Origin of the sequence: Mesorhizobium sp. M0909, assembly GCF_040319515.1 — a bacterium.
GTDB lineage: Bacteria > Pseudomonadota > Alphaproteobacteria > Rhizobiales > Rhizobiaceae > Mesorhizobium.
Genome location: NZ_JAMYOA010000025.1, coordinates 53,261 through 65,650, shown reverse-complemented (window position 1 = coordinate 65,650; position 12,390 = coordinate 53,261). Strand labels below are relative to the sequence as shown.

The window sequence follows — 12,390 nt, the reverse complement described above, 5'->3', positions numbered from 1 at the left end:
GCTGCGGCGCCGTCACAACCGAAAGGATGACGTTCTGCTCATGCAGCACCTTGTAGTGCTTGAGGCTGTGCATCAGTGCCGTCGGCGCGCTCAGCGGATCGCTGGTCAGGAACACCGCGGTGCCCGACACCAGATGCGGCTTCTTCTTCAGCAGATTGCCGGCGAGGAAATCGAGCGGGATCTCGTTCCGGCGGGTCTTGTCGAACAAATAGCGGCTACCGCGGATCCAGGTCCACATAGTCATCACGATAACTGCGGCGATGGCAAGCGATGCCCAGCCACCTTCAAACACCTTGACTATGTTGGCAGCAAAGAAGCCGGTATCGACGAAGGCGAACACGGCCATCAAGGCGATCGCGACGCCAAGCGGCCATTTCCAGATGCGCGTCATCACAACAAAAAGCAGCACATTCGTCACCAGCATGTTGCCGGTCACCGAAATACCGTAGGCCGAGGCCAGGCGGCTGGATTCGCCGAAGCCGACCACCAGCAACATCACGACCAGCGCCAGCATCAGGTTGATGCGCGGCAGATAGATCTGGCCCGACTGTTTTTCCGACGTGTGCTGGATGACGAAACGCGGCAGCATGTTGAGCTGCACCGCCTGCCTGGTCAGCGAGAAAGCGCCGGAGATCACCGCCTGGCTGGCGATGACGGTCGCCGCCGTCGCCAGCACGACCATCGGAATAAGCGTCCAGCCCTGGTTCATCTCAAAGAAGGGATGGCCGACAACGCCGCCATTTGCCAGCACGAAGGCGCCTTGCCCGACATAGTTGAGCAATAGACAAGGGAACACGATTGCCAGCCAGGCGAGGACGATCGGCTTGCGGCCGAAATGGCCGAGATCGGCATAGAGCGCCTCGGCGCCGGTGACGGCGAGGAAGACCGCACCAACCGTGACGAAGGCGACGTCGGGCGAGTTGACCAGGAATGACACGATGTAATGCGGGCTGATCGCCAGCAGGATTTCCGGATCGGCGATGATGTGGTTAATGCCGGAAAGGCCGATGGCCAGGAACCATAGCGCCGTGACTGGCCCGAACACCAATCCTACGCCGCCGGTGCCGAACCGCTGTACCGCAAACAGGATCGCCAGGATGGCCAGTGTCAGCGGCACCACATAGGGCTGAAATGTCGGCGTGACGACATTCATGCCTTCGACCGCTGATAGGACCGAGATCGCCGGCGTAATGACCGCGTCGCCGAAAAAAAGCGCCGCGCCGACGATGCCGATGCCGAGGATCACCGCCGAGCGCGTCGGAAAACTGTTGCGCGCCAGCGCCATCAGCGACAGCACCCCGCCTTCGCCTCGATTGTCGGCACGGAGCACGAACATGATGTATTTGATGGTGACGGTGATCGTCAGCGACCAGATGATCAGCGAGAGTACGCCCAGGATGTCGCCACGGTTGGCGACATTGCCACCGGCTGATGCATGCAACGCCTCTCGGAATGCATAGATCGGGCTGGTCCCGATATCGCCGTAAACCACGCCGAGCGCGCCCAGCATCAGCACCTTGGTGCTGTGCTGCTCGACCTCAGAATGGCTGGATTGTTCGACAGGTTCTGCCTCGTTACCAGCATTGGTAAGGGCCATGGACGACACTCCGATAAGCGCGCGGTGCTCTACGCTTGCTGCGCTGCAATATCAAGTGCCGTCACGTAATGGCTCCGTCCCGATATTGCGAGTCCTCCACGACTTGGCAGACTCGGTCCCATCGGCAGACTACCTGGAATGTCGCAACGGACACGTTTTAAATAGCCACCTGCGTCCCGATCTCGACGACGCGTCCGGTCGGGATCTGGAAATATTCCGTTGCATCGGCCGCCGAGCGCGCCAGCCCGATGAACAGCTTGTCCTGCCAGACCGGCATGCCGGAATTGGGCGACGCCTTGAGCGAGCGCCGCGACAGGAAGAAGGAGGTCGTCATGATGTCGAACTTCCAGCCCTGCTTGCGGCAGATCGCCAGCGCACGCGGGATGTTGGGCTGCTCCATGTAGCCGAAGGTCAGCGTCACCCGCATGAACAGCTCGTTGACGGTCTCCATCTTCACCCGCTCGCTGTCGGGCACGACCGGCTGCGGCGCCGTCACAACCGAAAGGATGACGTTCTGCTCATGCAGCACCTTGTAGTGCTTGAGGCTGTGCATCAGTGCCGTCGGTGCGCTCAACGGATCGCTGGTCAGGAACACCGCGGTGCCCGACACCAGATGTGGCTTCTTCTTCAGCAGATTGCCGGCAAGGAAATCCAGCGGGATCTCGTTCCGGCGGGTCTTGTCGAACAAATAGCGGGTGCCGCGGATCCATGTGGACATGATCAGCCCCATGCCGCAGGCGACCGTGATCGACACCCACCCACCTTCGAGGATCTTGACGACGTTTGCGAGGAAAAATCCGGTATCGATCGTGCCGAACAGCAGTGTGAGCGCGGCCGCCAGTGCAAGCTGCCATTTCCACCGGAACCGCATCACCACGAACAGCAGGATGGTCGTCATAAGCATTTCGCCAGTCACCGAAATGCCATAGGCGGAAGCTAGCGAACTCGAACTGCCAAAGCCGACCACCAGCAACATCACGCCCAGCGCGACCACCAGATTGACCCGCGGCATGTAGATCTGGCCGGACTGCATCTCGGAAGTATGCTGCACCTCGATACGTGGCAGCAGATTGAGCTGCACCGCCTGACGGGTCAGTGAGAAAGCGCCGGAGATCACCGCCTGACTGGCGATCACCGTCGCTGCCGTGGCCAGCCCAACCATGGGCATTAGCGCCCAATCCGGCAGCATCTGGAAGAATGGATTGGTGGGTTTGCCGCCGTTGGCAAGAACGAACGCGCCTTGTCCGAAATAGTTGAGGAGCAAACAAGGAAACACGACAGCAAACCATGCCAGCACGATCGGCCTGCGCCCGAAATGGCCGAGATCGACATAGAGGGCTTCGGCCCCGGTGACCGCCAGGAACACCGCCCCGACCGTGACGAAAGCGCCGGTGGGCGTATTGGCCAGATAAGCGACCGCGTAATAGGGATTGACCGCCAGCAGGACCGACGGATCGTCAAGCAGATGGTAGACCCCGGCGGCGCCGATGGCCAGGAACCACGCTGCCGTCACCGGCCCGAACACGGCCGCCACCCTGCCGGTGCCGAACCGTTGCACGGCAAAGAGCATTGCCAGGATGACAAGAGTGATCGGAACGACAAAGGTTTCGAGCGTCGGAGCCATCACTTCCAGGCCCTCGACAGCCGAAAGCACGGAGATGGCGGGCGTTATTATCGCGTCGCCGAAAAAAAGCGCCGCGCCGCAAAGTCCGATCCCCAGAATGAACGGGGCTCCCTTTGGATAAGCACTACGCGCAAGCGACATCAGCGACAGCGTGCCGCCCTCGCCCTTGTTGTCGGCTCTGAGGACGAAAGCGACGTATTTTATCGTGACGATGATCGTCAGCGCCCAGACGATAAGCGACAGCACGCCGAGGACGTCGTTGCGCGCTACCGGTCCCGACGACGCGTGCAGTGCTTCGCGAAATGCGTAAATTGGGCTGGTGCCGATATCGCCGTAAACCACGCCCAACGCGCCCAGCATCAGCACCTTGGTGCTGTGCTGCTCGACGGTGGAGTGGCTGGATTGCTCGATGGGTTCTGCCTCGCTACCAGCGTTGGCAAGGGCCATGGACGACACTCCCATAGACGTTCCGTGCTCTATGCTGCGGGGATGGAAAGGGCGCGCTGCCATGCCGGGGACGCAGGGCTATCGGCTCGCCTCTCTCTACCAGCCACAAGCCTTCAGAAGCCGCCTGACCGTTCCAGCCATGCCATACTCCAACGCATCGGCTGTCAACCCATGCCCGATCGACACTTCGGCCAATGCCGGGATGCGCCTGGCCAGTGCCGGCAAATTGCTCACCACAAGGTCGTGCCCGGCATTGACCTGGAGCCCTGCGGCCAGTGCGGCATCCGCCGTCTTTCCCAATTTCTCCAATTCCTTCGCCGCTTTTGCCGAATCGGAATGATAGCTGCCGTATGGACCCGTATAGAGTTCGATCCGGTCGGCGCCGGTGTCGCGAGCGGCTTTCACGCCATCGGGGTCAGGATCGGAAAACAGCGACACGCGAAAGCCTCCCTTCTTCAGGCGCTTGACAACCGGTGTCAGGAACGCAGCCTCGGCGGCGAAGTTCCAGCCATGATCGGAAGTCGCTTGCGCCGGGTCGTCAGGCACCAGCGTCACCTGCTCGGGCTGATGTCTTTCGACAAGCGCCAGGAACTCCTCGGTCGGATAGCCCTCGATGTTGAATTCCGCATTCGGGAACTCGTCGTCGATCAGCGCCCTGATCTGCGGCAGATCGGAATGCCTGGTGTGCCGCTCGTCGGGTCGCGGGTGCACCGTCAGCCCATGCGCGCCGGCGGCAAGGGCGATGCGTCCGAGCCCGGTCACGCTTGGCCACGGCAGGTCCCGCCGGTTGCGCAGCATGGCGATGGCGTTGAGGTTGACGGAAAGCTTTGCAGGCATTTGCACGGTTCCAGGCTGATCTCGGCGCGCATCTATACCGCCTTTAAGGGGAACAGACAGAGGGTTTCGGGTGTTCCAAGGTGAACGAAGAAAATCGAGCGCAAGGAGTTGCCTGTTGAATTTTCTCGATGCCGTGCCGGCGATCCGCCGCATCGATACCGATCGCGAAGACCTCCTCGCCATCGATGTCGTCGGCCATGTCGCCGCGGCCGACGCCGAAAACCTGTTCGGATTGCTGGAAGCGGCCTACGCGCTGCACCCGAAAATCGACGTGCTGGTGCGCCTGATCGATCATGAGGGTGTCGACTGGACCGACGTATCGGACGAGACGATCGAACAGGGCATAGCTCATGCAGTGGAGCATATCGGCCGCTGCGCCGCGGTCGGTGAGCCGAACTGGATAGCCGAGGCAAGAGCCTTTCTGCCTGCCTCTTTGCCTATCGAACTTCGGCATTTCGAGGCCAAGGACGAGGCCGCCGCCTGGGAATGGCTTGGCGCCAACCCGATCGCCCAGCGCTGATGCGGCCTATCGGACGATCGTCAGCCGTTCGGCCGCGCGCGTGATAGCGGTGTAGAGCCAACGCTGCCGGGTTTCCTTGAACGCCCAGCTTTCGTCGAAAAGCACGATCTCGTTCCACTGCGACCCCTGCGCCTTGTGCACGGTCAGCGCGTAGCCATAGTCGAAATCGTCGAAACGCTTCTTCTGCTGCCAGGGAATGTCGGCGTCCGGATCTTCGAACGCCGCCTTGAGCAGCTTGATCTTGGCGACGCCGCGATCCGGGTCGTCTTCCTCCGGCGAAACCAGAAGATTGATGCCGGGCTTGACCGTCTCGCGCGACGAGGTCATCACCTTCCACAGCGAGCCGTTGAGCAGTCCCTTGGCCGGATCGTTGCGCAGGCAGACCAGCTTGTCGCCGGCTTGCGGATAATCGGCGTTGAACCCCTTCAGCTCGCGCAGCCGCTGGTTATAGCGGCGGCGCGTGCGGTTGGTACCGACCAGCACCTGGTCCGCCTTCAGCACCAGTTCCTGGGTGACGTCTTCCTTGCCGATCACTTGCGCCGCGCCATAGTCGCCGCGCATGAACTCGCGGCCCTCGCGCACGTCGAGCGCCAGCCTGATGATCGGGTTGTCGCGCGCCTGGCGGTGGATTTCGGTGAGCAGAATGTCCGGCTCGTGGTCGGTGAAGAAGCCGCCGCCGGAGATCGGCGGCAACTGGCCGGGATCGCCAAGCACCAGGATCGGCGTGCCGAAGCTCATCAGGTCACGGCCAAGCTGCTCGTCGACCATCGAGCATTCGTCGATGACGACGAGCTTGGCCCGCGAGATCGGGCTTTGCCGGTTAAGCGAAAAGGTCGGCGACATCGATGTCTTGCCGGTCACCTCGTCCGCTACCGATTCCTCGCCTTTCGGCCGGTAGATCAGCGAATGGATGGTACGGGCATTGACCGCGCCCTTGGAACGCAGCACCTGCGCCGCCTTGCCGGTAAACGCGGCGAACTGCACCTGGCCGTCGACATGCTCGGCGAAATAGCGCGCCAGCGTCGTCTTGCCGGTGCCGGCATAGCCGAACAGCCGGAACAGCTGCGGCTTGCCGGCTTTCAGCCAGCCGGCCACTGCCTTCAGCGCCTCGTCCTGTTGAGGAGAGAATTCCATCAGCGCGACAGACCGGATTCGCGAGGGAAAGACAAGGTGAGTGTCATCACCATCAATATCACTGCCGGCAACTGCGCCGCTGCGACAGGATTATCAGTGACGAACCGGAACGTAAAGAGAACAAACCAGGCGACCGCAGCTTACCCAGCCCGCTGTGGATCGTTCTCCAGCAGGATCGGCTTGCCGTGCGGCGTTGCATGCGCGGCGCGTTCCCAGGCAGCGGCAATGGTGTCGACGTCTTTCTTGCCGGCAATGCCTTTGGCCGACAGCAGCTTTTCCAGCGCCGCCAGCCAGTGCTCGTAGTAATCGCGACCGTCGCGCGCGGCGCCCGGCCGCTTCACCTCTGCCGACAAAGCATCCGCCCATTCGCTCCACGAAAACAACCCGTTATCGTGCAGTGCTACCGTCATGGCAAAGGCCTCTGCCTGCCACGGCTCGGCAAACACAGGCGCCTCGACACCGGCTGGCGGCATATCGGCGATTGAGCTCGTCTCACGCCGGCTCAAGGTAGCCCTCCCAGGCATCGATCGAAACGACAAGTGTCGGGTCGGCGCCCTCGCCCCAGATTTCGCTGCCGGTGAAGGCCACCGTATAGACCCATTGCGGGTTTTCACCCTGGCCGTGCGCGTTTGTGTCGGGAAAAACAAAGCCGCCGCGCACAGCCTCGACGACACCTGGCTTGCCGCGTGCATAGCGCGGGAGCCTGGTGTGGCCCGTCGGATGGAAATTCTTCGTACGCACAGTGTCGCCCGCCTTGAACCGCGCCGGCGTAGCGACCGTCCGGTCGCAAGGCCCGCCCTTGGCCAGCACCGCCGGAACATCTTTAGCCTTCAGCACCCGTTTGGGTGTCGCTGCCGGGTCGACTGCGTCGCCCGTGGCCAGGTCGCGGTCGCCGACGAAACCATGGCGTTTGAGCAGCACCTCCAGCGCCTTGATCCATATCTGGTAGTAGCTGGAGGCATAATAATCCGCTGGATGCAGCGATTCCCGCGCGTGCCGGCTCTCGTCGATGCTCCAAGCGCCCATGGCGCCGGCGCACAACGTCACGCCCAGCGCCCGCCTTTCCCAATCGGCATGGAAATAGGGTTCGTCCGGTTCGGGCGCGATCGGCCCGAAACCCATCTGGCCGCCGAGGTCCTGCGGTCCGTTCATGCCGGCTCCCGCGCCAACGCTGTGCCGATCATGGCATCGCGCGTCACCAGATCGGCGAGCCGTGCCTCCTCCCAGCCCTCGGTGCCCCTTGGCTGCATAGGCACCACCAGATAGCGCAGCTCGGCGGTCGAATCCCACACCCGGATTGTTGTCGTCGCCGGCAAGATCAGCCCGAATTCCTCGAGCACGCCGCGCGGATCGATCACTGCGCGCGAACGATAGGGCGGCGCCTTGTACCAGACCGGCGGCAGGCCGAGCACCGACCACGGATAGCAGGAGCATAGCGTGCAGACGACGAGGTTGTGCGTGTCGGCCGTGTTGAAGACCGCCTGCATGTGCTCGCCTTGCCGGCCGGTGTAGCCGAGCGATTCGATTGCCGCCGTCGCATCACGCTTCAGCCATGCGGCAAAGGCGGGATCAACCCAGGCTTTCGCAACTACCTTTGCGCCGTTGCGCGGCCCGATCTTGGTCTCGTAGGTGTCGACAATGACATCGATCGCCGCGGGATCGATCAGGCCTTTGCGGGTGAGAATCGTCTCCAATGCGCGCACGCGCGCCGCAAAGGGATCAAGCTCGTTGTCGTGGTCGTGATTGTGCGGCATGGCGTCAAATTACGATCGCGGCCCCCCGGCCGCAAGCACCACGGCTTAGGCCAGCGCTATTCGGCTGCCGCCTTCTGCGGCACTGGTTCTTCCTCCTCGTCGAACAGTGACGGCTGGTCGACCGCTTCGACCGGCCTCGGCTCGCCAAGGCGCCGCGCCCACAGCCTGACCAGCCAGCCGGAAAAATGCTCCATGTAGACGTAGATGACGGGCGTGACGAACAGCGTCAGTGCCTGCGAGGCGACGAGACCGCCGACCACCGCCACGCCGAGAGGCTGGCGCAGTTCCGCACTGGCACCAGTGCCGAGCGCGATCGGGATGGTACCCATCAGCGCGGCAAGCGTGGTCATCATGATCGGGCGGAAGCGCATCAGGCAGGCCTTGTGGATGGATTCGACAGGCGACATCCCCTCGCGCCTGAGTTCCAGCGCCACGTCGATCATCATGATGCCGTTCTTCTTGACGATACCGATCAGCATCAGGATGCCGATCACCGCGATCACCGACAAATCCATCCCCGCCAGCCGCAGTGCCACCAGCGCGCCAAGCACCGCCGAGGGAAGGCCGGTCAGGATGGTAAGCGGATGGATGAAGCTCTCATAGAGCATGCCGAGAACGATATAGATGGTGAGGATCGCGCCGCCGATCAGCAGTCCCTGGTTGGAAAGCGAATCCTGGAAGGTCTTCGCCGTGCCCGAGAACGTGGTCGAGATCGTCGGCGGCATGCCGATCTTTTCCTTCAGCGCATTGATGTGGCTCACGCTGTCGCCGAGGGCTACGCCCTGCGGCAGATTGTAGGAGATGGTCACAGCCGGAAGCTGGCCGAGTTGGTTGACGGTCAGCGCACCAGCGGTCCGATCGACGCGGGCGAACGCGCCGAGCGGCACCAGGCTGCCGCTCGCCGTTCTCACCTTGATGGCCAGCATCCGCTCGGGCGACCACTCGATCTTCGGGTCGAGTTCCATGATCACGTCGTAGCTGTCGGCCGAGCCGAAGATGGTCGACACCTGCTGGGTGCCGAAACCGCCATAAAGGCTGGAACGCAGCGTGTCGGTATCGACGCCGAGCGTCGCCGCCTTGTCGCGGTCGATCACCAGCGTCGCCTGAAGCGCATTGTTCTGCAGGTCATTGGTGACGTCGGTGAAGGCGGCATGGTCGGCAGCCATCGCGTCCGTCAGCTTCTGCGCCCAGACGTTCGTCAGGCGGGTATCGAGGCCCTGCACGGCAAGCTGGTAGGCACTCGCCGAAGAACGCGCGCCGAGCCGCAGGTTCTGCACCGGCTGCATGTAGGTTCCGATGCCGGGCACGTTGGCAAGTTGGCGCCGCAGGTCCGAAAGCACCTTGTCGATGTTCGGTCGCCGGTCCTTGTCTTTCAGCTGCACAAACAGCTGGCCCTGGTTGAGCGCATTGCTTCCACTGCCCGCCGACCAGCCGACATGCGCGACGTAGGGCGAATGGGTGAAGACATCCGCCACTTGCCCCTGCAGCTTCACCATGGCGTCAAACGAAATATCCTGGCGCGCAATGGTCGTCACCGAGACCTGGCCGATATCCTCCTGCGGGAAAAAGCCCTTCGGCGAGATCTGGATCAGCCATACCGACAGCCCGGCGGTCACGAGGAAGACAAGGAAGACAAGGAAATTGTGGCGCAGGCAGAATGTCAGCAGCCTGTCATAGCCCCGCATGAAGACGTTTTGTCGGTGGTCCCCGCCATGCGCTGCTTTCTGCTCGGCTTTCGATAATGACAACAGCCGCGAGCACAGCATCGGTGTCAGCGTCAGCGAGACGAACATCGACGCCAGGATGGCGACCGTCACCACCACCGCGAATTCGTTGAAGATGCGCCCGATCACGCCGCCCATCAAAAGCACCGGAATGAATACGGCGTCCAGCGAGATCGAGATCGAGATGATGGTGAAGCCGATCTCGCGCGCGCCCTTGAGCGACGCCTCGAGGGCCGAGAGCCCGTCCTCCTCCATATGGCGGAAAATATTTTCCAGCATGACGATGGCATCGTCGACGACAAGGCCGACCGCCAGCGTCAGCCCCATCAATGAGACGTTGTCGATGGAAAAGCCGAACAGGTACATCACACCCAGCGTGGCGATGAGCGAAATCGGCACCGCCATGGCGGGGATCACCGTCGCCGTCACCCGGCGCAGGAACAGGAAGATCACCATCACCACCAGCGCGATGGTGAGCAGCAGCGTGAACTGCACGTCATCCACCGCCTCGCGGATCGACGTCGAGCGGTCGTTGAGCAACTGGATGCTCGCCGCCGCCGGCATCTGACCCTCGAAGGAAGGCAGCATCGCCTTGACGCGGTCGACGACGTCGACGGTATTGGCATCCGGCTGACGCTGCACCGCCATGATGATGGCGCGGGTGCCGTCGTACCAGCTTGCCGTCGTCGTGGTCTCGACCGAATCGATGACGCGGGTCACCTCGCCGAGCCGCACCGGATGGCCGTTCTTGGTTGCGATGATGATGTTGGAGAATCCCGCCGCGTTGGTCAGCTGCGTGTTCGCAGTGATCGTCAGCTGCTGTTTGTTGTTCTTGAGCACGCCGAGCGGCGTGTTGCTGTTTGCCGAGGCAATGGCGGTCTGCAGCTGGTCGATCGAGATGCCGCGAGCGGCGAGCGCCGTCGGATCGATCTGGACGCGTACGGCATATTTTTGCTGGCCGTAGATCGAAACCTGCGCAACGCCATCGATTGTCGACAGCGATGGCGAAATCACGTTCTCGGCAAAGGCATCGAGATCGGTCAGCGGAATGGTGTCGCTGACCAGCGACATCAGCAGGATCGGCGCGTCGGCTGGATTGACCTTGCGATAGCTCGGCGGGCTGGTCATCTCCGGCGGCAATTGTCGTTGCGTGCGTGCGATCGCCGCCTGCACGTCGGCGGCGGCGTCGTCTATGTCGCGGTTGAGCACGAACTGAATGGCGATCGAGGTCGAGCCGAGCGAGTTGGTCGTCGAAATCGAATCGATGCCGGCGATGGTGGCAAACTGCTTGATCAGCGGCGTTGCCACCGAGGTCGCCATGGTTTCCGGCGAGGCCCCGGGCAGCGAGGCCGAGACGTTGACCACCGGAAATTCCGCGCTTGGCAGTGCCGCTACCGGCAGGAATTTGTAAGCAAATAGCCCGCCCAGAACCAGAGCGAACGACATGAGCAGCGTTGCGACGGGCCTGCGGATGCAGAATTCGGAAATCATGGCTGTGTTCCGCCCGTCCGGTCAGCCTCGGCGACCTTCGGAGCCGCCTGGTCGCCGGTGCCGGTCGAAGCCTTGCCTTCGCGCACCGCCGCACCGTTCTTCAGCTTGGTCTGGCCTTCGACGACGACACGCTCGCCGCTTTTCAATCCTTGGCTGATCGCGGTGTTGGCGCCTTCTGTCAGCGCGACCTGCACCGGCCGCATTTCAACGGTGTTGTCCGGCTTGATCACATAGACGAACGGTCCCTTCTGGCTGGGCTGGACGGCAACCGTCGGAACCGACGTCATTTGCGGCATAATGCCGGCATCGAGCACGACATTGACATATTGGCCCGGCCACAGCGAAAGATCGGCGTTGGGCACGCTGGCCCGCGTTGCGATCGTGCCGGACGCGGTATCGACGGAGGAATCGACGAAATCCAGGGTTCCCCTGCCGATCGGCTTCGGGTCGCCATCCTTGGTCAGCGTCACCGCGCCTTGCTGCGGCGCCGCCAGCGCTTTGTGCAGTAACGCAAGATCGCTTTCGGGGAGATTGAAATTCACCTGCAACGGGTCGACCTGCGTGATCGTCACCAGCGGGGTCGACGTGCTGCTGCCGTTGCTGGTGGTGACGAGATCACCGACGGTGACGCTGACCGCGCCAAGCCTGCCGGAGATCGGCGCCCTGATCGTGGCGAAGCCAAGCTGGATTTGGTCCGCATCGATCGTTGCCTTGTCGGCGTCGACGGTGGCCGCTGCGGATTTCTGCGCCGCGACAGCCTGATCGTAGGTCTGCTGTGTGCCGGCCTGCCTGGCGACAAGATTTTTGGCCCGCTGAAGATCGGCCGTGGCGCTGGCAAGCAGCGCCTGATCTTTTGCGAGCGTCGCCTGATCACGTGCCAATTGCGCCTTCAACGAACGATCGTCCAGCGAGAACAGAAGGTCGCCTGCCTTCACCATCTGTCCGTCCTTGACCGCGATTGCGACGATCTGGCTCGAGACCCGTGCGTTGATGCTGACCACGGCAGGAGAGGACACGAAGCCGATGGCATAGCGCCGGACCGGAAAATCGGCCGTCGAGGCGGTGGCGGCAACCACCGAAGTCGAACGCGCGGCACTTACCGCTGCAGCGGGTTTGTCCGCCGCCGTCTGCTTCGCCGACAGCAGATGCTGAAGATCGCTCATTGCGGTGGGCGAAAGATAGAGCCACGCCGCGGCAACGCAGGCTGCAGCGATCACCGCAAATACGATCTTTCCGCGCATCGACAAAAGGCCTCTCGATCC

The 12,390-nt window shown here is 62.5% G+C and carries 10 protein-coding genes; 1 reads left to right on the top strand and 9 read right to left on the bottom strand.

Features of this window, described 5'->3' with window-relative positions; all coding sequences use genetic code 11:
• The 3 genes from NKH83_RS27800 to NKH83_RS27790 all read right to left on the bottom strand — a co-directional run.
• On the bottom strand, window positions 1–1,597 hold a 1,597-nt coding region (locus NKH83_RS27800; protein WP_352475307.1), incomplete at its 3' end, for a potassium transporter Kup.
• Between the two features lie 157 nt (window positions 1,598–1,754).
• Window positions 1,755–3,668, bottom strand: coding sequence for a potassium transporter Kup (locus NKH83_RS27795; protein WP_352505658.1), 1,914 nt, complete (start codon window positions 3,666–3,668; stop codon window positions 1,755–1,757).
• Window positions 3,669–3,764: 96 nt separating this feature from the next.
• Entirely contained in the window at window positions 3,765–4,505 is a 741-nt protein-coding gene (locus tag NKH83_RS27790; RefSeq protein ID WP_352808229.1) for a pyridoxine 5'-phosphate synthase, read from the bottom strand.
• A 115-nt stretch (window positions 4,506–4,620) separates the two neighbouring features.
• Here NKH83_RS27790 and NKH83_RS27785 point away from each other — a divergent pair, with 115 nt between their 5' ends.
• Window positions 4,621–5,025: a SpoIIAA family protein gene (locus NKH83_RS27785; RefSeq protein ID WP_352808228.1), complete on the top strand. Its 405-nt coding sequence runs from the start codon at window positions 4,621–4,623 to the stop codon at window positions 5,023–5,025.
• 6 nt (window positions 5,026–5,031) lie between these two features.
• Here NKH83_RS27785 and NKH83_RS27780 read toward each other — a convergent pair whose 3' ends face one another.
• The 6 genes from NKH83_RS27780 to NKH83_RS27755 all read right to left on the bottom strand — a co-directional run bounded on the left by NKH83_RS27780 (window position 5,032) and on the right by NKH83_RS27755 (window position 12,369).
• On the bottom strand, window positions 5,032–6,159 hold the full coding sequence (locus NKH83_RS27780; RefSeq protein ID WP_023720791.1) for an ATP-dependent DNA helicase: 1,128 nt from the start codon (window positions 6,157–6,159) through the stop codon (window positions 5,032–5,034).
• Between the two features lie 140 nt (window positions 6,160–6,299).
• The gene (locus NKH83_RS27775) at window positions 6,300–6,632 is read right to left on the bottom strand and encodes a nitrile hydratase accessory protein (RefSeq protein ID WP_352808234.1); all 333 of its coding nucleotides are present in this window, start codon (window positions 6,630–6,632) and stop codon (window positions 6,300–6,302) included.
• Window positions 6,633–6,651: 19 nt separating this feature from the next.
• Window positions 6,652–7,311, bottom strand: a complete 660-nt coding sequence (gene nthB / locus NKH83_RS27770; RefSeq protein ID WP_352808227.1) for a nitrile hydratase subunit beta — start codon at window positions 7,309–7,311, stop codon at window positions 6,652–6,654.
• On the bottom strand, window positions 7,308–7,913 hold the full coding sequence (gene nthA, locus NKH83_RS27765; protein ID WP_352808226.1) for a nitrile hydratase subunit alpha: 606 nt from the start codon (window positions 7,911–7,913) through the stop codon (window positions 7,308–7,310). The genes nthB and nthA overlap by 4 nt, the downstream gene beginning before the upstream one ends.
• Window positions 7,914–7,969: 56 nt before the next feature.
• Window positions 7,970–11,128 (bottom strand): efflux RND transporter permease subunit, encoded by a 3,159-nt coding sequence (locus NKH83_RS27760; protein ID WP_352808225.1) that lies wholly within the window; start codon window positions 11,126–11,128, stop codon window positions 7,970–7,972.
• Window positions 11,125–12,369: an efflux RND transporter periplasmic adaptor subunit gene (locus tag NKH83_RS27755; protein WP_352808224.1), complete on the bottom strand. Its 1,245-nt coding sequence runs from the start codon at window positions 12,367–12,369 to the stop codon at window positions 11,125–11,127. The genes NKH83_RS27760 and NKH83_RS27755 overlap by 4 nt, the downstream gene beginning before the upstream one ends.
• Window positions 12,370–12,390: the final 21 nt, after the last annotated feature.

Coding starts and splice junctions, on each gene's coding strand:
- NKH83_RS27795 (WP_352505658.1), bottom strand. CDS start 3,668: ATGGCCCTTGCCAACGCTGGTAGCGAGGCAGAACCCATCGAGCAATCC.
- NKH83_RS27790 (WP_352808229.1), bottom strand. CDS start 4,505: ATGCCTGCAAAGCTTTCCGTCAACCTCAACGCCATCGCCATGCTGCGC.
- NKH83_RS27780 (WP_023720791.1), bottom strand. CDS start 6,159: ATGGAATTCTCTCCTCAACAGGACGAGGCGCTGAAGGCAGTGGCCGGC.
- NKH83_RS27775 (WP_352808234.1), bottom strand. CDS start 6,632: ATGCCGCCAGCCGGTGTCGAGGCGCCTGTGTTTGCCGAGCCGTGGCAG.
- nthB (WP_352808227.1), bottom strand. CDS start 7,311: ATGAACGGACCGCAGGACCTCGGCGGCCAGATGGGTTTCGGGCCGATC.
- nthA (WP_352808226.1), bottom strand. CDS start 7,913: ATGCCGCACAATCACGACCACGACAACGAGCTTGATCCCTTTGCGGCG.
- NKH83_RS27760 (WP_352808225.1), bottom strand. CDS start 11,128: ATGATTTCCGAATTCTGCATCCGCAGGCCCGTCGCAACGCTGCTCATG.
- NKH83_RS27755 (WP_352808224.1), bottom strand. CDS start 12,369: ATGCGCGGAAAGATCGTATTTGCGGTGATCGCTGCAGCCTGCGTTGCC.